The 24,689-nt window shown below is 33.6% G+C and carries 17 protein-coding genes; 8 read left to right on the top strand and 9 right to left on the bottom strand.

Annotated features, from left to right (window positions below):
• Positions 1-255 precede the first annotated feature (255 nt).
• From IRZ78_RS01280 to IRZ78_RS01270, 3 genes are read right to left on the bottom strand one after another with little or no spacing between them, the layout of a single operon-like run.
• Entirely contained in the window at positions 256-687 is a 432-nt protein-coding gene (locus IRZ78_RS01280; protein WP_194614793.1) for a hypothetical protein, read from the bottom strand.
• Positions 688-706: 19 nt separating this feature from the next.
• On the bottom strand, positions 707-1,405 hold the full coding sequence (locus tag IRZ78_RS01275; RefSeq protein WP_194614792.1) for a response regulator transcription factor: 699 nt from the start codon (positions 1,403-1,405) through the stop codon (positions 707-709).
• Positions 1,402-2,727, bottom strand: a complete 1,326-nt coding sequence (locus IRZ78_RS01270) for a HAMP domain-containing sensor histidine kinase (RefSeq protein ID WP_194614791.1) — start codon at positions 2,725-2,727, stop codon at positions 1,402-1,404. The genes IRZ78_RS01275 and IRZ78_RS01270 overlap by 4 nt, the downstream gene beginning before the upstream one ends.
• Positions 2,728-3,013: 286 nt before the next feature.
• Between IRZ78_RS01270 and IRZ78_RS01265 the strand changes: the two genes are divergently transcribed.
• Positions 3,014-5,410, top strand: coding sequence for an outer membrane beta-barrel family protein (locus IRZ78_RS01265; protein WP_194614790.1), 2,397 nt, complete (start codon positions 3,014-3,016; stop codon positions 5,408-5,410).
• 111 nt (positions 5,411-5,521) lie between these two features.
• On the opposite strand, the gene IRZ78_RS01260 is transcribed toward IRZ78_RS01265, so the two are convergent.
• Positions 5,522-6,304 carry a polysaccharide lyase gene (locus tag IRZ78_RS01260; RefSeq protein ID WP_194614789.1) on the bottom strand — a complete coding sequence of 261 codons (783 nt, stop codon included), beginning with the start codon at positions 6,302-6,304 and terminating at the stop codon, positions 5,522-5,524.
• Positions 6,305-6,751: 447 nt separating this feature from the next.
• Between IRZ78_RS01260 and IRZ78_RS01255 the strand changes: the two genes are divergently transcribed.
• From IRZ78_RS01255 to IRZ78_RS01240, 4 genes are all read left to right on the top strand, one after another.
• A complete protein-coding gene (locus tag IRZ78_RS01255) occupies positions 6,752-7,342 on the top strand; it encodes a TetR/AcrR family transcriptional regulator (RefSeq protein WP_194614788.1) in 591 nt (196 codons plus the stop codon).
• Positions 7,343-7,444: 102 nt separating this feature from the next.
• A complete protein-coding gene (locus IRZ78_RS01250) occupies positions 7,445-8,212 on the top strand; it encodes an SDR family NAD(P)-dependent oxidoreductase (RefSeq protein ID WP_194614787.1) in 768 nt (255 codons plus the stop codon).
• A 1-nt stretch (position 8,213) separates the two neighbouring features.
• Positions 8,214-9,224 (top strand): NADP-dependent oxidoreductase, encoded by a 1,011-nt coding sequence (locus IRZ78_RS01245; RefSeq protein WP_194614786.1) that lies wholly within the window; start codon positions 8,214-8,216, stop codon positions 9,222-9,224.
• A gap of 56 nt (positions 9,225-9,280) precedes the next feature.
• Positions 9,281-10,201 (top strand): AraC family transcriptional regulator, encoded by a 921-nt coding sequence (locus IRZ78_RS01240; RefSeq protein WP_194614785.1) that lies wholly within the window; start codon positions 9,281-9,283, stop codon positions 10,199-10,201.
• Here IRZ78_RS01240 and IRZ78_RS01235 read toward each other — a convergent pair.
• Positions 10,198-12,912 (bottom strand): S8 family serine peptidase, encoded by a 2,715-nt coding sequence (locus tag IRZ78_RS01235; RefSeq protein WP_194614784.1) that lies wholly within the window; start codon positions 12,910-12,912, stop codon positions 10,198-10,200. The two genes, IRZ78_RS01240 and IRZ78_RS01235, sit on opposite strands and share 4 nt — an antisense overlap.
• A gap of 537 nt (positions 12,913-13,449) precedes the next feature.
• Between IRZ78_RS01235 and IRZ78_RS01230 the strand changes: the two genes are divergently transcribed.
• Positions 13,450-14,280 (top strand): M57 family metalloprotease, encoded by an 831-nt coding sequence (locus IRZ78_RS01230; RefSeq protein ID WP_194614783.1) that lies wholly within the window; start codon positions 13,450-13,452, stop codon positions 14,278-14,280.
• Between the two features lie 195 nt (positions 14,281-14,475).
• On the opposite strand, the gene IRZ78_RS01225 is transcribed toward IRZ78_RS01230, so the two are convergent.
• The 4 genes from IRZ78_RS01225 to IRZ78_RS01210 all read right to left on the bottom strand — a co-directional run bounded on the left by IRZ78_RS01225 (position 14,476) and on the right by IRZ78_RS01210 (position 19,429).
• Positions 14,476-15,984 (bottom strand): ATP-binding protein, encoded by a 1,509-nt coding sequence (locus IRZ78_RS01225; protein ID WP_194614782.1) that lies wholly within the window; start codon positions 15,982-15,984, stop codon positions 14,476-14,478.
• 578 nt (positions 15,985-16,562) lie between these two features.
• Positions 16,563-16,754, bottom strand: a complete 192-nt coding sequence (locus tag IRZ78_RS01220; RefSeq protein WP_194614781.1) for a cold-shock protein — start codon at positions 16,752-16,754, stop codon at positions 16,563-16,565.
• A gap of 482 nt (positions 16,755-17,236) precedes the next feature.
• A complete protein-coding gene (locus tag IRZ78_RS01215; RefSeq protein ID WP_228520317.1) occupies positions 17,237-18,127 on the bottom strand; it encodes an alpha/beta hydrolase in 891 nt (296 codons plus the stop codon).
• 159 nt (positions 18,128-18,286) lie between these two features.
• Positions 18,287-19,429: a helix-turn-helix domain-containing protein gene (locus IRZ78_RS01210; protein WP_194614779.1), complete on the bottom strand. Its 1,143-nt coding sequence runs from the start codon at positions 19,427-19,429 to the stop codon at positions 18,287-18,289.
• 441 nt (positions 19,430-19,870) lie between these two features.
• Here IRZ78_RS01210 and IRZ78_RS01205 point away from each other — a divergent pair, with 441 nt between their 5' ends.
• Positions 19,871-21,193: a BNR repeat-containing protein gene (locus tag IRZ78_RS01205; protein ID WP_194614778.1), complete on the top strand. Its 1,323-nt coding sequence runs from the start codon at positions 19,871-19,873 to the stop codon at positions 21,191-21,193.
• Between the two features lie 304 nt (positions 21,194-21,497).
• Positions 21,498-24,611, top strand: a complete 3,114-nt coding sequence (locus IRZ78_RS01200; protein WP_194614777.1) for a glycoside hydrolase family 2 TIM barrel-domain containing protein — start codon at positions 21,498-21,500, stop codon at positions 24,609-24,611.
• The last annotated feature ends 78 nt before the right edge of the window (positions 24,612-24,689 follow it).

Below are 24,689 nucleotides of genomic sequence, written 5' to 3'. Positions count from 1 at the left end.
TATTAATTCAGATTCTTATCGCTGCCATAAGATTAGGTACTGTATATCAGATCTTATGGCTAATTCAAAATTAAGAACAACAGGATTATTTGTTCTTATAGAATTTTAAGTAAGAGTTCTTTAATTATCAGGGATTTATAAAAAGTAAAAAATCCCATTTCGTTTAGAAACAGGATTTTTAATATTGAGGATTTGTGCGTTAAGTTCCTTCTTAAGATAAAACTAATGTTTCAAGTATTAATCTAAAAACAAAGTTTAATCTTTTGAAAGAGTATCAGAAATTTTTTCACCCAGGGCTTTTAATTTCTCGAAGGTTTCATTAGAAACTAATTCTTTGTCAATACTTGCTTTTAATTTCCCATCCCTTAATACAAAAGAATACGCCGTCTGACCTTCGTTGTCTTTTTTCCAAATTTTGCTTCCAGAATCAGTAGATAAAATATTGTGGTCTAAGTTGTCAGACAATAATTTCTCCAGCTTTTTGCTTTTCGAAGCATCAAAATTCGCCGATAAAGAATAGTAATTATCTGAATTAGAAATAGAAACAGATACTGAGGATTTCGTGGTTTTTGTTTGTCTGGACGGAGCTTTTGCAACGGCTGTTGTATTTCCCGAAGTAGCTTCTGCTGTTTGTGCCTGCGCTAAAGTGTTCCAAATTAGCAAGGTCAAAAATAAAATGATTTTCATAATGAGAAGTTTTAAATTTTTATTCGTTTTTAGTATTAAATTTAAATCCCAAACCTCTTACGCTGGGAATAGAAATGTCTGGGTCTTCGCTAAAATATTTTCGAAGGCGGCTGATAAAAACATCCATGCTTCGTCCTGAAAAGAAGTCATCATTGCCCCAGATTTCTTTTAAAATATCTTCGCGTTTGACCAGTTTGTTTTTATTGGCATATAAAAACCGAATCAGGTGCGCATCCTTTTCGGTAATCCGGTGTGTAATTTTTTCATGAGAAAGGGTGTAATTTTCGCCATCAAAAACATAGCTGCCAATAGAAAATACCATAGTTTTTGTGGTATTGTCTGCAAGGGGTTTTTGACTTCGTTTCAGGATATTCTGAATCCGCAAAATCAATTCCTCGACTTCAAAAGGTTTTACTACATAATCATCGGCACCAAGGCGTAGTCCTTTTATTTTATCTTCTTTAAAGCTTTTCGCTGTTAAAAAGATAAAAGGTGCTTCAGGATATTTGTCAATAATATTTTCAGCCAGCGTAAAGCCATCCATGTGAGGCATCATGACATCCAGAATGCAGATATCCGGTTGGGTAGCCGAAAAAATTTTCAAAGCTTCCTTGCCATCTTTTGCCCAGGTTACATTAAAGCCTGAAAATTCAAGATATTGCTTTAATATAGAAGCATAGTCAAAATCGTCTTCAGCTAATAAAATATGATGTTTCATACAGGAATTGTTATTGTGAATAGAGAACCTTTATTTTCCTCACTTTCAACGTTTATTGTACCGCCATAAGTTTGTACCAACTGCTTAATATAAAATAAGCCAAGACCAAGTCCTTTACTATTGTGAATATTTCCTTTTTCGACCCTGTAAAATTTATCAAAAATAGAGGCCTGCTCTTTAACAGGGATTCCTTTTCCGTTGTCTTTTACAGAAAGAATAAAGTTTCCGGCTGTTATTTTTAAATCTGTCACAATTTTATTGGCACCATATTTTACGGCATTGTCCAAAAGATTGATCAGAATAGTATTAAGGTGAAAACGATCCATTGAAATGATAAAAGCTTCTTTTTGGCTTGTGAGTTCAATCGTGATATCGGGTTTATAAAGCTTAAAATCGTCAATCATATCCTTTATTTCTTCGCTGGTCACCTGAATACTGTCTTTATTGGCAATGGGCGCCACAGAGGCTTCTGTTACCTGACGAAATAATTTTTGCAGTCTTTCATTTTGCCTTGCAACCATAGCGAGCGTATTATTATAATGTTCCGGGCTCATTTGTTTGTCTTTTCGCTGCAGCGTTTTTATTGCAATATCCATCGTAGCAAGCGGCGTTTGAAATTCATGTGTAATATTATTTACAAAGTCCGTTTTGATATCGGCAATTCGCTTTTGGGAGATAAGATTTTTGAGCGACATATAGTATAAGAAAACGACAAAGGCCATTAATAGTACTGAAAAGAGTAATAACCCCGCCATTTTAGAAATAATGATTTGCTGCAATTCATCAAAACTATAGTAACGGTTACTTTTTACAACCAGTATAAGTTCGTCATTACTATCTTTAGTTTCCCAACGCCCCATAGAAGAAAGAATTTTGTTCTTTTTTAAGGTGTCATTGGCTAATATTAGCATTTTTCCATCAAACAAATTATTTTTTTTTCCACCCTTTATTACTGTTATTGAATTAAGATAAATAGAATAGTCAATATCATAATCTTCAGGCTGCGCCATCTTTTTCATATAGGTCTTCATGGCTTTCGAAAGCGAATCTCTTTTGATAGAAAGGTATTTAGTAAAAGTTGGCTTGGTTATATCTCCTTTTGCATATTCTTTTGCATACTTTTTTGAATGTATGGACCAGGTATCGTTTATTTTTTCCCATTCTTCTGTATCTTCCAAACGGGCGATTTGTTTTTTGATAGAGGTATTTATTTCTCTTTCATATAATTTATAAGTATTGTAGATAAAATAGCCTTGAATTGTGGCCAGAGCTATTACTGTAAAGATACAGGCACCAATTAAAAGCGTTATTTTTCTTTTCATCTGTTTTTGAATGTTTTGATCCGTACAAGAAATCAGTTTGTTTTTGTAGATACAAAGCTATTATATTTTAAGCTTTTTCAGATTAAAAACAAGACCGTTAACCGTACTTTAACCCAATTACTATTTGATAAATTAAGCCAGTCCCCATGAAAACTGAAAAGTCTTTGCTAAAAGCTTTTTTGTATTTACAATATGGTTTTATCTTATGGTGTTTAACCCTTCCTTAACCCTGTGTTAACCATTTTCGGAAAATGATTTACAGAGATTTGCATCAAATAAATCATCAATGAAAAAATTAATCATGTTACTGTTGTGGGGTTCTTTTGCAGGTTATGCGCAAGAAGTTTCCCTGTCTGGAAAGGTAGTCGACGGCTCTCATCAGGCCGTGCCTTTCGCAGATGTCTTGCTTTTGCAGGCAAACGATTCTGTTAGTTATAAGACAGAACAAACCAATGAGTCCGGAGAATTTCGTTTTGGCGGTATAGTAAAAGGCGATTACCTGCTAAAAATGAAAGCAATGGGTTTTGAAGAGTATTACAAAAAGATCACTATTCAAAAAGATACAATTCTGGGCGTACTTTCTTTAAAAGAAATTTCGAACAATCTTGAGGGGGTTACAGTTACTTCAACCAGACCTATTGTAAAGCGATTGACTGACAGGCTGGAATTTTCGGTAGAAAACTCATCGCTTTCATCAAACAATGCCTGGGAAATTCTAAGTAAAACCCCGGGAGTAATGACCAGTTCCGGAGGAGGAATAAGTATTCGCGGCAGTCAGAGTATACTCGTAACCATCAACGATAAGAAGGTTTATCTTAGTGGCGAAGAATTAAAGCAGTTTTTAGAAGGCACAAGCGGTGAGGAAGTAAAATCGATAGAAGTCATCACTAATCCGCCTGCAAAATACGAAGCGCAGGGAAGTGCCGTTTTAAACATTAAACTAAAAAAGAATTTATCATTAGGCTATAAAGGCTCTGTAAATACTGCCTATGTACAATCCAAATACCCAAAAGGAATTGCATCTGTAAATCAGTTTTATAAAGGAGAAAAATTGTCCCTTGCCGGAAGATATGGCCTTGGTTCTGGTGTATATGTCAATGAAGGGACAGATGTTGTCCATTATTTAAAAGAAGATGGTTCGATCGATTCCCGCTGGGAAAGCATTATGATACGTAAGTCAAAGTCGCTGGAACAACATTCTTACCGTCTTCAGGCTTCGTATGAAATTGATTCGCTTAATACCATCTCCGCGGGAGGTACCGGATTAGTAACACCTAAGCAACAGGGAGATTTTACAGTGCCAACATTTATTTATGGTTCGAATGGTGCTCTGGATTCGTTATATATTACCCGAAACAACCGCAGAAATCCGTTACGAAATAATGCCTATAATATTTCTTTTGATCATTCGTTTAACGTAAAAGAAAAAGTGTCGGTAACAGCAGATTATACCCAATATTGGCGTCAGGAACGTCAGGATATTGTTTCAGCATTTTCGCTTCCCGAGGAAAGTCCTTATCGAACTACGCGATTTATTAGTGATAATGCACAGGATATTGAGCTTTTTTCAGCCCAGACCGATTATTCGAATGAAAAAAACGGTACGCTGGAAGCAGGTTTGAAATTCGGAAATGTAAAAGCCCAAAGCAATCTCGATTATAAAGACGAAATCAATGGCGATTTCGTGAACAATCCCAGTAGAACCAGTCTTTTTCTTTATGACGAGTCTATATTCGCGGGTTACACGAGTTATAGCAAGGAATTCGGAAAATGGAGCCTTAAAGCAGGCTTACGCGGAGAATATACAAGTTTGGAAGGAAACTCGGTTACTACTTCTGAAATTAATGAACAGCATTATTTTAAGCTTTTTCCAACGTTTTACGGACTTTACAAGCCATCAGAAGGTCATGAGATTGGTATTTCGTACGGCAAGCGAATTACGCGCCCGCAATACAGCAGGTTAAATCCATTTCGCTCTTATTATAATTCTTACTCCTATTTTGTGGGAGATCCAAAGTTGTTACCTACCATTAGCCACAATGTCAATTTACTTTATACACTGAAAAATAAATACAATTTTGATCTTTTTTACCGTCTGGAGAAAAATCCTTCAATGGAAATTTCTTATCAGGATTATGAAACCAACATGCTGGTTTATCATTTTACAAATATCAAAGAAGATTTTGCTTTTGGACTGGAATTTAATACCAACCTTACTTTGTATGATTTCTGGGAATCTGGGATTCAGGCAGGATTAAGTTATGTCGAAGATAGTTTTCAGGGCAGGGATGGGAGTTTCTATAAAAACGGAAAACCTACTTATAATGCCAGCATCAGCAATCGTTTTGTAATCAACAAAAAGAAAGACTTAACCGGAGAACTTAACTTTCAATACAATTCATCATCCGTACAGGGAACTTTTGTTATCAGTCAAACCTCGAACCTTTCTGCGTCTATTCGCAAGAAAATATGGAAAGGGAATGGAGAAGTATATGCCATCTTTTCGGATATTTATCGCGGAGAACAAGAAAAAGTTGTTACCAATTATGCAGACCAGTACAATTACTTTAAGTCGTATGGCGATACCCAGAGTTTTAGACTAGGATTTCGTTATAATTTTGGAAATCAGAATCTGGTCAACAAAAAGAAAGAAGGGCAGACCGAAGAGCAGCAACGATTATAGCATACAGAGCAGCATGTAAACGATTGAAGCTCAAAAAAACTTTAGAAAACAATAAGAAAATCCCATTTAGTAAGAAATGGGATTTTCAGTTTTTGACTTTTTAAAAACTATTTATTGAGCGTCCCAAGAAGCGCTAGGATAATAAATAGAACTTGTTACCGGAGCTTTCCAGTATTCCTGACTACCGCCACGGAAGGTATGGAGACTTACTGCATTTACATTTCGCTTAGAATCGTTAGTTACCCAACGAATGGTTTGGTTTAACAGCTCTGTACCATTTACATAATATTTCACATATCCGTCAGTATTTGATCCGGTATTTAACTTAACTGAGATTTGACAGTTGTATGTAACGCCTTCTTGTATGAAGTATTTTTTTCCAAAATCATTACCAAATTGTCCCGGCTGATCTTTATAATAAACGTAGGGTTGAAGGTAAGCGCCGCTTCCTTTGGCACTGTTTGATCCGTTTGGACAATACCACATAAATCGGGCACTACCGCCATTGCCATCCCATCCCGGATCGCCACCAGTGTTCTGATCACCAATTAGGATACCATATCCGCATTTACCGCCTCTGCTCCAATAAAATCCGGAATTAAATTTCATCTGGAACCAAACAGTGTAAACACCGCCCGACCAAACGCCGTAGGATGTACACAAACCACCCGGACACGATAGTGTATTTGTTTGCAATGTAATCGTTCTGGCACCGGCACCGCCACCTGCTAAAACAGCAGCAGCTTTGTTAGTGTTTTGCGTTGCGTCATTAGCAATTTGTGGTGCTTCTTTGCTAACGGCTTGGGGCTCATTTAACTCTTGTTCCTTTTCGCAGGAATTAAACACTAATGCCATAATAAATAGCAAACTTGTTAATTTGAAGATTTTTTTCATTTGTAAAAACTTTAAGGTTAATAATTAATTAATGGTTAGTAAAATATGGATAGTAATTTATCAATGTATAAGCGGTTAAAAAACAGTGCGTTATAATTGATACAGCAAAGTTGAATAATAACAACTTGAAAGGGGAGTAAAAAAGTACGATTTTAGGTATGTAAAAATCTTACATATGCTATTTGTGTATTTTTTTGGTGTTTAAAAAATGTTTTTATTAAATAAAGAGGTAAAAAAATGTGTAGTATTTAAATAATTAAGATTCTGATTTTCTATATGTAAATGTACAGTGCGGAGAAATTTTGAAAAGGGTAGAACGTGTATTTTTTTTACAGTAATTCTTTCTCCGGGGATTTTTTAAAATTTAAAACAAATAAAACATAATTTATTATTAATTTTTATTTTAAAATATACTTTTTAGTATATTTGTAGTCTAATTAATGAACAATGCTTAGTAAGGCTGAAAGAACAAAACAATTTATACTGGAAACTGCGGTACCTCTTTATAATGAAAAAGGTATTTCAGGGGTGAATATTGATGATATTCTCGAAGCTACAAAACTTACAAAGGGCTGCCTTTACGGTCATTTTGAAAATAAAGAAGATTTATCAGAGCAGGTTATTGATTTGTCGTTGAAAATGGTTTCAGACCGAATTAGAACAGCGGTTTATCAGGCAAAAACAATTAAAGGTAAAGTGTTTGCATTTTTAGATTTTTATAAAGACCCAATTGAAACTTATATTTCCGGGGGTTGCCCCATACTTAATACTGCCGTAGAAGCAGATGATAATTATCCTCTTATAAAAGAGAAAGTTGCCAAAGTATTTAAAAGCGGTCAACAGGAGTTAGCGGGGGTACTTCAGGAAGGAATTAATATTGGGGAGTTTTCCGCTAAACTTGATCCTGCTGTCTTTGCTTTTAAATTAGTAGCATCAGTTGAAGGAGGTATTGTAATGTGCAGAGTTATGGGTACAGCAAAACCAATGCAGGGACTTATCAAAAGCTTAAAATCTGAATTAGAACAATACATCATATAATTTTTTTTTGATTAAAAATAGACCAAAAAGTATATTTTAAAATAGACTAAAAAGTCTAAAATGTAAAAAAAATAAAAATAATAACTCTTTAAATAAATAATAATGAACGTACAAGATAAAACAATATTGATAACCGGCGGAGCATCCGGAATTGGGCTTGAAGCCGCCAAACAGTTTTTAGCGATTGGTGCGAAAGTAATCGTTACCGGAAGGAATCAGGCCAAACTGGATGCTGCTAAAAAAGCAAATCCTGCTATTATAACAATCCAAAGTGATATAGCCAATAAAGAAGATGCGAAATTTCTTTTCAATAAAGTAAAGGAATTGGGCGGTATCGATATTTTGTATAACAACGCCGCTGTACTTGTACCACCTTCAAATTTAGGTATTGCTAATGACACAAATACTGATGGTGCTGCCTACGAAATGGAAGTGAATTATCTGGGAGTAGTAAGACTGAATAATATTTTTATGGACATGCTGAAATCACGAAAAGAAGCAGCGATAATAAATACTACATCAATACTTAGTCAGAGTCCGTCGCTGCTAGAGGCTACTTATTCTTCTTCTAAATCAGCCTTAGCTTTTTACACGATATCGCTACGCGAACATTTAAAGATCATTGGCAGTAACGTAAAAATATTTGAACTGATCCCGCCGCTTGTTGCTACAGAAATGACTGCAGACCGAAAAGATAAAAAAATATCTGTTGAAGAAATGGTAAAAGGCCTTATCGCCGGGCTTCGAAAAGAACATTATACAATACGTGTTGGCGACGCAAAACTATTTAACGTAATCAACAGGTTTTTCCCGAAAATGGCTTATAAATTAATTAATCCGAAGAAAAGTTATCAACTTTTAAAAAACTAACATGAAAGCATTTATCATAAATAAATATACCAAAGGAGTTCTTCAGCTTGCAGATGTTCCAAATCCTGTTGTGGATAACAATGATGTTTTGATTGAGGTCTATTCAGCGGGCGTTAATGTTCTGGATTCAAAAATTAAAAAAGGAGAATTTAAATTGATGCTTCCTTATAAACTGCCTATGATCCTTGGTCATGATGTGGCCGGTATCGTTACCAAAGTGGGTAAAAATGTCACGAAATTTAAAGTTGGTGACGAAGTATATTCACGTCCTGCAGATTACCACGTAGGAACCTTTGCGCAATACGTCGCCGTAAATGAAAAAGATGTGGCATTTAAACCCAAAAACATTTCGATGAACGAAGCAGCCTCTATCCCGCTGGTAGCACTGACGGCATGGCAGGCATTGGTGGAGCGTGTGCATTTAAAAAAGGGGCAGAAAGTATTTATACAGGCAGGTTCGGGCGGTGTGGGAACCATAGCGATACAGTTGGCAAAACACTTAGGCGCGCTTGTTGCCACAACAGCCAGCAATAAAAGTTTTGAATTACTTAAAAACCTGGGCGCTGATGTACTGATCGATTACAAAACACATGATTTTGAACATGTACTTAAAGAGTATGATGTTGTAGTAAACAGTCAGGACCAAAAAACACTTGAAAAATCATTAAACATTTTAAAACGAGGCGGTAAAATTATTTCTATTTCAGGGCCTCCAACACCTGAATTTGCGAAGGATTTGGGGTTGCCTTGGTATATTAAAATGATTATATCACTGATTAGTTTTAGCACAAGAAGCAAGTCTCAAAAAAAGCAGGTTGAGTTTAGTTTTTTATTTATGAGGGCAGAAGGAAGCCAGCTGCAGGAAATCACTAATCTGATTGAAGCTGATGTTATTAAACCTGTAGTAGATAAAGTATTTGCTTTTGAACAAACAAATGAGGCGCTGGAATATGTAGAAAGTGGTCGTGCAAAAGGTAAAGTTGTAATACAAGTTAAGAGTGAGAACCTTTAATTATACCATCTGAGACTTTCTTCATCTTTGAATTATAAATTTATTAATAGCAGCAAATGCAAATAAATAATGACACTCCCACTAATGTTGCTGAATATCATCTGAATCAATATCAGCATAACGTGCCAAGATTTTCTGTGCATGAAATTGATAATTATTTAAAAAAATATGATAAAAAAAGGAGGAAAGCTCATGCCGAAAACCATTACCAGATCATTTGGTTTAAAAAAGGAAGCGGCAGGTATTTTGTTAATTTTAAAGCATATGATATTGACGAAAATACTCTATTTTTTTTGAGCAAAAATGATATTCATTATTTTGACAGGAATACCGATTATAAAGGAGTGTTAATTCAGTTTAATGAAGAGTTTCTGATTCAGAATAATAGTGATATAGAATTTTTCTTCAAACAGAGCTTGTTTAACAATCAGAAACACCCCTCCTGGACGCTTAATTCAGATGATACTTTTATTTTAGATGAATATTTAAAACTGATAAAAAATGAAATAGCAGATAAACATGAATCCAGTCATGAAGAACTTTTAAAGTGTTATCTCAAAGTATTTTTGATTCAGGTGCAGTACAGATGGAGAAAATCGAATACAATTGATGGGCGTCAGATTTTACCTGAGGATAAAAAGCAGCTTCAATTAATAAAATTTGTTAATCTTATAGAGGAAAATTATAAAAAAAGAATTAAGATATCTGATTACGCAGGGCTTTTGCAAATATCGTCCAGAACATTATCAGACTTAACGAGTCAGTTGCTAGATAAAAGCCCTTCTGAGATGATTCACGAAAGGATTATTGCAGAAGCTCAAAGATTGCTTCTTGATACTAATTACAATATCAATAAAATAGGATATCATCTTGGTTTTGATGATGATTCTTACTTTGTAAAATATTTTAAAAAACATACTAGTATTTCTCCTTTAGATTTTAGAACCTTCAACTTACGAGAAATAACAACATCTTAAAAAACAGCAATTTTCCCTGTTTGAATTTCGCCTGAGTTGGTAATTATTTTGTAGATATAAATTCCTGCAGCAGTATTTTTTAGATTGATATCATTGGTTTTAGAAAGCAAAGGAGAAGTAATAGTATTTTGTCCGTTTATACTATACAAATAGAAAATAGCGTTTTCCTCTTTTTTGGCTTCGATATTTAATTCTTCATTTTTGCTTAATAGTGTAGGGTGCACAAAAAACAAATCATTGCCTAAATAATTAGCATCAAGAATTATAGAGCTTATTATAGTATTGTTTTGTAAAACTATATTTATTTTATATTTATTGGTGCCCTTTATGGGGGCAGTATCTAAAAAAGAGAATGTTTTTGAATCGATGTCATTTATTGTGCTAATAACACTTTCGACATTATTAATTATTTTTACGAGCTCAATTCTTTTGATATTGTACAAACTGAAAAGACTGGCATCAATTTTTACTTTATTTTCCTCAAAAACTTCTGCAAAAGCCAACTCGAAATAGCAATTGGAGTTTTGAGTATAGGGCAATGTTGATTCACTTTTTATTCCTTCATTACTATCAAATACTGGAGAAATAGTATAAATTTTCGCATCAGTATAGGCATAAGTTGTTTTTGTTGTTTGTTCTTTAAATTCTAAATTATCTCCTGTTAGTTGATAAATATTAAATGAAGCAACATCGGCAGGTCTGTCCCAATTAATTTCTGTAGTACCATCACAAACTAAACTAGTACTGATATTTAAATCATAAGAAATTGTAAATTGATCAGAGATATAATCAGTATTTGCAATGGCCATCTTTAATTTTGCTTTCGAAAATTTTTGCTTTGCAGGCATATAAGTAAATTGGTCATTATCCAGATTGATACCGTCTGCGATAATCTCCCAACTTTGCCCATTATTATAACTTATAGACAATTGGCCCGTGATACCAGAAAAGGAAGAATTCCATTTGAAAGGGGAAATCGTTTTGCCATCATAAGGGAAATTATCATTAGCAACAGGGTAATTCCATTCGAATTGATTTTCCAGTTCATATTCGTAAGCAATACTGTATTGCTGAGCTGTATTCGATACGTATGCACCGATAACGTTTATAGTATAAGATCCGGATGCGGGATTTTCGATGGTTACTTGCTCTACATTGTTAATTTTATCTTTTCCTCTTGTAGCTTGTTGATCAGGAGCATCAGGATTAAGAATCCAGGGTAAAAAAGTGGTATTATCAGCCGAAATAACTTCCAGATCCAAATCGTTTACCAAACTTATATTACTATTGATTGCAGCAGGCAAATCGTTCCAGACTAATGTGATTTTTAAGTTTTTTGCCTTTAGCGGAAGCGTAATAATATGTGATTTGTTCTGACCAGATGTCAAATTACCAGCTATAAATCTGTTTTCGCTGATCGTTTTTAAACTTTTATCAGCATTGATATTTCCATAACCATAGGTAAAATCCGGACCTTTTTTACCCAAATCTTTAGCGCTATTAATTAAAATGGCTTTTGTCATCGCATTAGACAAAGAGGTATTGTTTAAGGTTTTATAATGCTGTTTCATAAGCGTAATAATTCCTGTAGCTATTGCGGTAGAATTTGAAGTTCCTTGTGTGCTAAAAGCTACTAACTCTGGTTTTATACGGCCGTCATAGGCTGGACCTTTGGATGAAAAAGGCATAATTAATTCGTTTTGGTCAATACACCCCACTACAATACTATTTTTGGATTGCTTGAAGTTACCCGTAATAGATTTATAACCCTGAAGTCCAGTATTTCCAGAAGAAAAACAATGAGTTAAATCAGGGTTTGAGAATAATTGAGAATCATAAGCATTAGCCAGCGAACCATATAAATTTTCAATTTCTGTTCCGTACGAATGATTTTGAGTAGCAGCACCTTGTAAAGTGGCTACTTCATCAGGATAAATATTCAAAAAGTCAGATGAGAGCAGCTTAGCCTTTTGAGCGACTCCTTTTCCTAATGCAGAAGTATTTCCTAATCCGGAAACTATAGTGGCCATGGCTGTAGCGTGGCTGGAGACAATAGAGGATTCAATTGTAGAGGGAATGTGTTTATTTAACAGATCAATATCATTCACATCAAAAAGATCATCTTTAATCGCTACAATTTGATTTTCGCCAGTTAAAAGAGGAAAATTAGTATTGGTTTTATTGATAGAATTGATCGTAAAATTTTGATCTGCTATTTTCGATTCAACCTTGGGCTGTAATGCTTCCTGCGAAATAGAAGAAACACTTTCTAAAGCTATAATTTCATCAAGAATTTTTTTAGAATCACTTTTTATCAATACAAGATGGTTGTCTACTATCCTGATGTCAGAAATATTCATTGATTTCAAATCAGTAAGTAACACTTCGATTGCATCAGTTGCGATTATATACTGCTTGTCTTCGGTATGATTTGAAAAATTGGATGGTAATTTCCATAAAGGATTAACGGCGAAAGTTTTTTTTGATGAAAGATTTGATCTTAAGCTTTCATTTTCGACAATACAAAAAGTAGTATCCAGTTTTTTTACAATCTTATATTGGTTGCGATGCGCATTTTCTAAAGTTGTAAAATAGTATTTCTCCAATTTTATTTCGTTTTCTTTTTTTATGTATTGTTTCCATTTGTCAGAACTCTGTGAGAGACTGATTGTCGTTATCATAAAAAGGAGAAAAGTAATTTGTTTCTTCATTTACTATAGATTTGGGGGCAATTGTAAATATTAACGGTCAATCTTATAAAAATTGACTTTGGCAACGCTTTATTACTTCTTAAATTGAGAAAAATTAAAGATGAAACTTTCGATTAATGATTTCGATCTAAAATATTTCTCTGTTGTAGGTAAGTCAAAGTTATTAAAATATTTGTAATAAAATTATGAGTTTTTATTTCATTTAAAATCTTCAAAATTCTGATCACGAATGTTCTCTTTTTAAGTACAAAAAATAATAAAATCATTTTTTAATACATCATAAACAAAACTGAAAATAATCTCATTATAATTTATAATAGGCTGATTTGTATTGAATTACTGATTTTGTTGGGCTTAGAGGAGTTGTAGGATAATTATCAATAATGGTTTTATGCGATTATCGGGTAAATAGTGTTAAAATTATAAATAATAAGTATTTTAATACTAAAAATATCTAAATTTGGTCGTGAATATTATGAATATTTTGTGAAGACCCAAATTTATCAACTTATTTTAACAACCAAATTTAAACCTATTATGAAAAAAATTAAATCACTTTTAGCCCTGTCATTTATAGCGCTAACAATTGTGTCTTGTAACAAAGAAGATGTTGCAGATCAATCAAATCAAGAATCACTTAAAGTAACACCAGAAGTGTTAAATAAATTGAGTTCACTTTCACTAAATACATCAGATGTGCAGGTGATTAAGAACACAAAATTAGATGGTACTACAGAGGATGCATTCCTGATAGAAGGAGATATTATCGTGACTGAAGAACAATTAAAGAATATGGATCTTCACGGAGGTATTACCACAGAACAATATCGTACTACAAATTTAGTAACAGCTCCAAAAACTATTAAAGTGGTTGGATTGTCAGGGACTGGTACAACAGCTCTTACTACAAATATGCGTGCCGGATTGCAGGCAGCTGTAAACAGATACAATAGTTTAGGATTGTCTATCAACTTTACATTGACCTTTAGTTCAAATACTTCGGGAGCAAACATTGTGGTAAGAAGACAGACCGGATCTGCCGGTGGAGTAGCAGGTTTCCCTTCTGGAGGAAATCCTTATAATTCAGTGACATTATATTCAGGATTAGATACTTATTCTACAGGTGTAAACGCGCACGTAGCGGCACACGAAATTGGCCACTGTATTGGTTTACGTCATACAGACTGGTTCAGCCGTCAAAGTTGTGGACAAAATTCAAACGAGGGAACAGCAGGTGTAGGAGCAATCCAAATACCGGGAACACCTTCAGGGTATGACGCAACTTCTTATATGAGAGCATGTTTCGGTTCAAACGAAACAGGAGCTTTTAACGCTAACGATGTTACAGCTCTGAATTATTTATACTAGAAAGTTGATTTAGAGTTGTCTTTACAAAATATAGGAGGCTGTTTCAAAAAATTTTGAAGCAGCCTCTATTTTATTGAATGGTTTGTTCTAAACAGCTTACTGTTTTAATCAATATATTGGAAATTATGCTTAATTGAGAATCTAATATTCATCAACGGCATCTTGTTCGAAATTAAAAACAGAAAAACAGCAACTTTATATAGTTTCTACTGTTTGTCTTAAAGGAAGAGTAACAGTGAATTCAGCCCCATTGTCTTTTTCTCCGGTAGCGCTGATTTTTCCGTTGTGTCTTTTTGCGATTTTTCTGCACAGCGCAAGTCCAAGACCATTGCCTTCATAATGATCTTTAGAATGCAGTCTTTCAAAAGCTGTAAATATTCTTTCGGCATATTCAGCATCAAGACCAATGCCATTATCTTTGATTGTGATCTGCACTGCATCGACGCCATCACTATTTACAAGAGCGCTGGTGATAATAACTCTTGGAGGCTGATCTGCTTTTGAGAATTTCAAGGCATTTTGTATCAAATTATAGAAAAGCTGGCTGATTAAAATAGGCGCTCCTTCTATTTCAGGAAGATCGCAAGTTACTAAAATAGCATCTTTTTCTTTTATTACCAGTTCAAGGTCTATTTTGATATTTTCAATAACTTCATTGAGATCTATGGTGTCAATAATCTGCAGCGTTTTATCTAAAGTAGAATAGGTTAAAATTCCCTCTATGATATTTTCCATCCTTTGAGCAGACTGACTGACCTTATGAATGTATTTTCTGGATTTTTCATTAACATCACTTTCGACATTATTTTTTAAAAGAGTATTGAAAATTTTAATTTTACGTAATGGCTCTCTCAAATCATGACTGACTACGCTGGCAAACTGCATAAGATCATTATTAGATCGCGTTAATTCATCTGTACGATAGGTAACCTGTTTTTTTAATTCTTCTTCAAATTCTTTCTGTTCATGGATATCCTGAATAATTCCAATTATAGTTTTTGAATTACCTTCTTTATCCTTTATAATCTTACCATTAATTTTGGTCCATCGCGCTGATTGGTCCTCATTTACAATGCGCGCTTCGTAGCATATTTTTCCGCTTATTGCAGCTTCCTGATGCGCTTTTTCGCGTGCAGGCAGATCATCCGGATGAAGTTTTGCAATTAAATCTTCATTGGTTACTTCGTTTTCAATATTGCACATAGCATTGAAATTACCTGAGGTTTTAATTTTTTTTGTAGCAAGGTCTATTTCATAACTTCCTATTCCTGAGGTATCGATAGCCATGGTAAGCCTTTCAGTCGAATTTTGTATTTCTTCTTTTGCCAGTTGTAAATCGGTTATATCAGTACCAGTGTTGAGAACCCCATAAACTTGTCCCTTATCATCAAACAAAGGAATAAAACTATAGTTGAAGTAATGCTCCATCATGGTTCCCTCTATTACCAGATCTACTTTTTTGCATTTGGCATGAAAAGCAATTCCGGTTTTTAGTACGCCTAATGCCTGATCTAAAATTTGTTGTTTTTCAATTTCCGGAACAACATCAAGATAGGTTTTTCCAAGTACATCATTTCCTTTGCCCCAGGTCTTGATCATGGATGCATTAGCTAATTCAATTTTAAGATTATTTCCTATATATACCCCAATGGGCAGCGGAATCGAGTCAATTATATTTTGTAAAAGCCTTGGATTTTGATACATAGTGGTTAGGGTTAATTGATATAGTTTTTATTGCGAAGCTATTGGTTTTTAAAAGTTTCCTGTTACATGAATTCATTATAGTATATCACAATTCCAATAACTTTTTCATAATTATAATGGTAAGGACATTATACATAAGAATTATAGCGAACTAACGAAGTTAAGTAAAAAACATATAGTTTTGTTTAGAGTTTAAAGAAAATACTTAAACAATAAGCATCTTTAACATTCCGATATTTACTTTAATAAAATGAACCTTAATTCTTATAGGATTTAATAGATAATATCTGATTTTTTGAAAAAAGGATTCAGGAAGCAGTTTGTGCAGGGCCAAACTTAAATCTTTAAAAAAGACGAATAATATTTTGATTGTTGGCAGTAAAGAAATTGATAATGCTGTTTAGGGCAAACAGTTGTACAATTATCAGGAGAACAATATCAGCAGAGCAGGAGTAATCCTGATCTCATCCATTCAATTTGAAATCATTTACCTCAATGAGAATAAGATTTCATAATGGTGTAAAATAAAAAAAGCACCTGTCAGACAGGTGCTTAATAAACTAGTTCTATAGTATATGTTATGCTATGATTACGTTTACTGCGTTTGGACCTCTACGGCCTTCTTCTACGTCATATCGAACTGAATCGTTTTCACGAATGTTTTCTGATAGACCTGAAACATGAACAAAAACTTCGTTTCCTCCATTATTTGGTGTAATAAATCCGAAACCTTTTTCTTCATTGAAGAATTTTACTGTACCTTCTTGCATATTAAATATTTAATTTTGTCAAATGTAGCCTATTAAAAAATAGAAAGTTAGAAAATAATTTTTAATTATGCTTTTATTAACTTTAATTACGTAAAGTTATCTTTCTTCATTTTGAATTTTAAATGAAAAACCCGCCAGATACATTACATATCAGACGGGCGTCCATAATAAACATAATCTTCCATTTTATGTCTACTCAAAATTTTTCTCAGCTTCAGACTGAATTAAAAAATAAATAAACACAGAATAGTAGTCCTTGGAATGAACACTGCAGAACTATTTATATAAGATATTTTTTGCCTTAGCAAAATAAACTTTACAGAAGTAATAGGGAGGTTAATTTGTTAGGTCAAAGATGCAACTTAAACAATACCATTATTTTATATGCATATGGTTTGTTGTTATATAATTCGCATAATCATTTAATGAACCTAACGCAATATAAAATCTTTAACTCAAAATAAAATGCTGATTTAGTGTGTTTAAATTGGAAGTTTTGATAGTATTTTCCTGATATTATCCATGACAAGTTTAGGTTCTTCAAGCTGAATAAAATGTCCGGATTTTGTTGTAGTAATATGTGTAAAATCAGTTACCCCGGCCTTAAGAGATTCTTTAGAGTCATACCATAGCTGTCTATCAGCCAAATTGTGTTCAGCATCCGTTTTCATACTTGTAATAGCAATAAGGGGAACGTCAGGTAAATTAGGCAATGTTGCCGTGTATTTAAAATCTTCAATTAATTGCAGGGTTTCTAATGCTATTCCTGAATTTGAACCGTAGGCTGTTTTATAATTATTGTAAAAGAGGTTTATTTGGTCTTGCGAATAATGATTGTACTTTTCGTGCGAAGCATCAACAAATACTAATCCGGCCACTTTTTCAGGGTTTTTTATAGCAAAATCTCTAATAATCAAGCCTCCTAATGAATGTCCTACAAGCACAACTTTTCTGCCATTTGCAAATTGATTCACAACTGTTTCAAGTTCGCTTCTTAATTTTTTAATATCTCTGGATTCAGTATTCAATCCTGATTTTCCATAACCGGCTCTATCGTATAATAAAACATCTGAATCTAAATAATCAGATATAAATAAGATTTCAGAGGATTTTCCGGTGCTGTACCAGGATGTATGATCATTGCCGTGACCTGATTCAAAAACAACCAAGTATTTTGATTGTTTTGATACCGAGTATGCCATTAGTTTATGTGTTCCTAAATCTACTGTAGTTCCCGGATATTCTGTATTTTTATTTTTATCATCGTCTGAGCAGGAGATAGAAGAGCAGGCCGATGTGAAGGCAAGTAAAATAAGGAGTAGTCGAATTGTGATGATTTGGTTTAGCTTTAATTTTTGTATTTCTTTCTTCAAGATCATGGTAATGTTTTTTAGTTTTTAAGATAAATTCGATGCAAATATTAGCATCATTTACCATTTAAAAGTTCTGATTTATGAATCAGAACCTATTTTAAAATAGACTATACTCTACATGATTTTTATCTAAAAAAAATAAAATAGCATTGAATAATTTTATGCTAAAACGAGATTTACTTTTTTAAATTCAGATGGGGTCAGGCCGGTGCTCTTTTTAAAAGTAGTATTAAAAACCGTTTTAGAATTAAAACCAACTTCAAAAGCAATTCCAATAATACTTAAATGCTGCATATTGGGATCCTGAATCATTTTTTTTGCTTCTTCGATTCGGTACCGATTCACAAACTGATAAAAGTTTTCATTAAAACCTTTATTGATCACATAGGAAAGCTGATGTGATGAGATATCCAATTGAGAAGCTAATTTGAATAAACTCAATTCAGGATCCAAAAAAGGTCTTTTATTGATCATTACGTCCATTAAAACCGATTTTGTTTCTTGTAGATCAATATCAGAAATTCGTTTTTTCTGGTTGCTTTCTACACCTGAATTCTCTTTTATAATAACATCGATTTCCTTTTTTTCCTGCTGATTAAGTTCTGAAATTTCTTTTTGTTTTAAAGAATAATAAGCAATATAAAAAATGCCTATTAGATAAATTAGACTTGCAATATGGTCAAATAACGGATTGTTTTTGGCTAATTTAAAGACATTGTCAATCAACCAAAGTCCTGTTATGATCAGTATACAAATCACTACTTTTTGTAGCCATTTTAAGTTAATTGTGGCTGTATTCGAAGTGTACAAAAACAAATTCTTTTGATAGGCTGCAATTTTTCTGTAAGCCGAGATACAATAAGGAATGACCTGAACACAAAAAAACAGATTAAAAACAGTCAGGATGATAGCGGTATTTTTTTTATCGGCTGCTGTTGGCGGATGTTTTACCTCAATCAATAACGAAAGTAAAAGCAATACCAGCATTAGAAAAGCAAAACCAAAATGAAAATTATCTTTTCGTCTCCATTTTTTATCGGGCTGAATAAAATAAATTACACTAAAGTAGAAAACAGGAGCTACTATAAAATCTGTTATGCCCAGAAAATCATTAATGAACATTCTTGTTTTCATAAACTCAGTTTTTTCTAGTAAGTCATTAAACTGAATAAGAAAGATACATAAAATAAAGCAACCGAACCATTTGTTAACTCTGGTACTAACCGGATTAATATTGGCAAAAATTAAAAAGGCCAATAATAAAGCTGTTCCTGCAACAAAGTAGCTAATCAGTTGATCCATATAAGAGCGTATTTTTTATGTTTTGAATGTTTGACATTTTCTTTAAATTGATAATAAGCGAAAGTAGCTTGATTTTTTCATCTTTAAGCAGCCATTTTTTTTCCTCTGAGTCCTTTGCTTTAGCAGAAAAATATGTGGTGGCGCAAATCTACAAGAAATTGGGATACACAATAACGGCATTCTCAAAAACTATAAAACATTTGTTTCTCTGATAATTAGGGCCCATTAAAATCTGAACATACAGAATAATTCGACTATAACTGGTAGATAAACTTAAAAACTGGTTGGTACTGGCTTATATTTATAAATGTAGTAACTACATTTGTTAATTAGTCAATGAAAAGAATATAAAAAAACAGATTCAATATTTTATTCTGATTTTTTTAAACAGATCTTTTTTATTACTCTTAAAAATTGATGATTTTATATTCGAAAATAACGATGAATACTACCTTAAGTACCGGTTTAGATAGAAATTTTGTAGTCATAAGCTTTTTTATGGCAATGACATTTTTTTCTTCTAATGTTAATGCACAGCTTAAAGTTACGGAAACTGAAGTTGGTTTGGGCTGGAGCAATAATTCTGTTAATACCGTTATTTTTAGAAACAATGCGCTGACTTCTTTTAAAGGTGTTCAATATACCGCCTATTATGATCCTGAGGGCAGGATGGTTTTGGCAAAGCGTAACCTAAATTCAAAAAAGTGGGAGACAGTAGTTACTCCTTATACCGGCAATGTCAAAGACGCTCATAATGATATTAGTATAGTCATTGACAGCGAAGGTTATCTTCATGTAAGCTGGGATCATCATGACACCCGTTTGCGTTATGCCAGAAGTAAAAAGGCCTATAGTTTAGAATTAGGAGAAGAGCAGCCCATGACGGGAGAGGATGAATTGAAAGTAACCTATCCTGAATTCCATAATTTACCTAACGGAAAATTACTGTTTTGTTATCGGTCCGGAGCTTCCGGAAGAGGCAATATGATCATGAAATCCTTTGATGTAAAAACGCAGCAATGGACATCATTGCAAAATAATTTAATTGATGGCGAAAATCAACGCAGTGCGTACTGGCAAATGTATGTAGGCAAAAAAGGAATTTACATTTCATGGGTTTGGAGGGAAAGCTGGGATGTATCGACAAACCATGATCTTTGTTATGCCTTTTCGCCCGATGGAGGTAAAACCTGGCAGAAATCTACCGGTGAAAAATACACTTTGCCTATTACAAAACAAACTGCTGAACATGCCTGGGAAATACCTCAAAACAGCAGTCTGATCAATCAAACAGCAATGACCGTTGACGATCAGGGAAATCCGTATATCGCTACTTATTGGGATAATAATGGAATTCCGCAATATAAAGTAGTGTATTTGTCTAATGGAAAATGGAATCTCATTAATACCAATTTTCATCTAAATCCATTTTCTTTAGGAGGTGGAGGCACTAAAAAAATCCCTATTTCACGTCCTGAAATTTTGGTCGATAAATCGATGTTGTATTTACTTTTTAGAGATGAAGAAAGAGAGAATAAAATAACATTGGGATATACCAATCTACAAAACAAAGATTGGAAACTACAAGATCTTAGCCGGTTTACGGTAGGACAATGGGAACCTAATTTTGATAAAGAGCTTTGGGAACAAAAAAAGCAATTGCATATTTTTTCGCAAAATGTAAGTCAGGCAGACGGAGAAGGATTAGCAAAAGTAGCGCCTCAAATGGTACAGGTTTTAGAAGTACAAAAGTTACCTAAATGACAAATAAATAACCATTTTCAGGAAAAATAAATACAATTTTTAGCTAAAGTAATATTTTTTGCTTTCACAGTTTTTTAATTTAAAAATAATGATATGAGCTATAATTTAACCTTATTTAAGCATTTTTATTGGTTTATATTGATATGCCCCTTCTGTTTTATTGTAATGTCCCTCTTGTCTTATATGGTGTTATCTAAATTTGTGAACCCGATTTTATTTCTGATTGAGCTTACTCTTCTTTTTGAATTTGAAATAAAATTGAGGAGTATTAAATTTTAAAAACTGATTTTGTAAAAGTAATTAAATGAAAAAAATTGTATTAGCACTTGCTTTGTTTTTGAGTCTGCAAAATAATTTTGCCCAGCATAACGAATGGGAAAATCCTCAAATATTAGACAGAGGAAAAGAAGCCGGCAGAAGTTCCTTCTTATTGTTCAGTAATGAAAATGAGCTGAAAGGCAACAATCCTCAAAAATCAGAATTGTACCAAAGTCTGAATGGAAACTGGAAATTCAATATTGTTAAAAGTCCTTCACAAAGACCTTTGGATTTTTATGCGGCAGATTTAAACGATTCTAACTGGAAGAATATCGTGGTACCTTCTAACTGGGAATTGCAAGGTTATGACATTCCTATTTATACCAATATTACATATCCGTTTCCTAAAAATCCGCCTTTTATAGCACCCGATTATAATCCGGTAGGAAGTTACAGACGCACCTTTACAGTTTCGGAATCCTGGAATGACAAAGAAATTATACTTCATTTTGCTTCGATCTCAGGTTACGCAAGAGTTTTCCTGAACGGAAAAGAAGTAGGGATGACCAAAGCGGCAAAAACGCCGGCAGAATTTAATATTACTTCTTTTTTAAAGAAAGGAGAAAATCTAATTGCAGTTCAGGTATTCCGCTGGCATGACGGAAGTTATTTAGAAGATCAGGATTTTTGGAGATTAAGCGGTATCGAAAGAGACGTTTATTTGCAGGCAATGCCTAAAACAACAGTTTGGGACTATTTTGTAAAAAGTGATTTAGACAATCAATACAAAAACGGACTTTTTAATCTGGATGTTACTTTAAAACATTTTGAAAAAAGTAAAATTAAAAATCCGGCTGTCAAAGTGGAATTGTTTGACAATAAGGAAAATGTAATTTTTTCTGAAACTAAAAAAGTAAACAATAAAGAGGCAAAAATAAGCTTTGAAAAAACAATTGAAAATGTAAAACAATGGAGTAACGAAACACCTAATTTGTACCGTTATACCATTACATTGCTGGACAATAAAGGGAAAGTTTTGGAAATTATTTCTAAAAAAACCGGTTTTAGAAAAGTTGAAATTAAAAATGCCCGATTGTTGGTAAACGGCAAGGTCATAATGGTAAAAGGAGTTAATATTCATGAACATGATGATGAAAAGGGACATGTTCCAAATGAAAAATTAACGCTGAAAGACCTTCAGTTAATGAGAAAACATAATGTTAATGCCATCAGGATGAGCCATTATCCGCACGATCCTCATATTTATGATTTATGTGATGAATACGGTTTTTATGTAGTAGATGAAGCCAATATCGAAAGTCACGCGATGGGAGCAGAGTGGCAAAACTGGTTTGATAAAACAAAACATCCTGCTTATTTGCCGGAATGGGCACCGGCGCACATGGATCGTATTGAAAGAATGTTTGCTATCGACAAAAACCATCCTTCGATTATTATCTGGTCATTGGGAAACGAATGTGGAAATGGTCCTGTTTTTTACGATGCTTACGATTGGTTGAAAAAAGTAGATCATACACGTCCGGTTCAGTTTGAGCAGGCAGGAGAAAACAGAAATACAGACATTGTAGCCCCAATGTATCCGAGTATTAAAAGCATGAAAAATTATGCGAATTCAGATAAAGAGCGCCCTTACATTATGTGTGAATATGCGCATGCGATGGGACAAAGCAGCGGAAATTTTCAGGAATATTGGGATATGGTCAATAACAGTAAACGCATGCAAGGCGGGTTTATCTGGGATTGGGTAGATCAGGGAATCAAAACAAAAAATGACAAAGGCGAAGTTTTTTGGGCTTACGGTGGAGATTTAGGCGGAGCTAATTTGCAAAATGATGAAAATGGCTGTGCCGATGGATTGGTGTTTTCTAACAGAACTCCAAAACCAGCTTTAGAAGAAGTGAAAAAAGTATATCAAAACATTGAATTTAAACTGAATAACAAAACTGATTTAACAATAACAAATCATTTCAATTTTACGAATCTTTCTAATTATACTTTTAAATGGGAGGTAATCAAAAATGGTTCAAAAGTAAAAACAGGCGAATTTAATTTAGATTTAGATCCGGAACAAAGCAAGAAAGTAGCTTTAGACTTAGGTGCTATTGATGAAAATTCAGAATATTTTTTGAATGTTTATGCCCTTTCAAAATACGATACGCCTTTAGTTGCTAAAGGATTTGAATTTGCAAGAGAACAATTTGAAGTAGCAAAAGGCAATTATTTTGCAGCTAATGCAACAGCAAATTTGGGATCTAAATTGAAATATACGGTGGCAAAAAATGTACTTTTCTTTGAAACTGACAATATCACAGGAGAATTTGATTTACAAAAAGGAGAAATACTTAAATATACTTCGAAAAACGGAAAGAATGTTTTTAGCAATTTCCCAAGCCCTTATTTCTGGCGTGCTCCAACTGATAATGATTTTGGAAATGGAATGCCAAATAAATTAGGAATCTGGAAAGAAGCATCCAAAAATCCGACTGTTGTAAGCGTTAATTTGGATAAAAAATCGACAGAAGGAGTTCTTATAAAAGTAGCGTATCAATTGGCTCAGGCAAATGTTCCTTATACGGTAGAGTATTTAATTCAGAATAATGGAGCGATAAAAGTAACGGCGGCGATTGATTTGGCAGGAAAAGAATTACCGGAAATACCTCGTTTTGGAATGCGTTTAAAACTAAACGGAGCATTTGATAATTTGAGTTATTATGGAAGAGGACCTTGGGAAAACTATTCAGATAGAAACTCAGCGGCATTTATTGGCGAATATTCAGATAAAGTAATCAATCAATATGCGAGGAATTTTATTCGTCCGCAAGAGTCGGGTTACAAAACAGATGTTCGTTGGCTGACTTTAAAAAATGATAATGGACAAGGTTTAAAAATCCAAGGGCAGCAGCCAATAGGTTTTAGCGCATTGAATATTTCGACAGAAGATTTAGATCCGGGAAAAAATAAAGAACAGCGTCATCCTACAGATTTAGATTTAAATTCTAAAGAAGCGGTTTACCTGCATGTAGATTACAAGCAAAGAGGTCTTGGTGGTGATGATAGTTGGGGAAGTTTGCCTCACGATGCTTATCGATTACTGGATAAAAAATACAGTTATACCTACACGATTTCATTGGTTAATTAGTTTAGTGTCATTTTTAAGTTTGTCCGGAAAAGCCTATGATTTGTAGTCATAGGTTTTTCTGATTTTTAATAATTTTTT

This window comes from Flavobacterium sp. CSZ (assembly GCF_015350725.1).
Taxonomy (GTDB): Bacteria; Bacteroidota; Bacteroidia; order Flavobacteriales; family Flavobacteriaceae; genus Flavobacterium.
The sequence above is the reverse complement of the archived record's forward strand: the minus strand, read 5'-3'. Positions and strand labels throughout refer to the sequence as shown.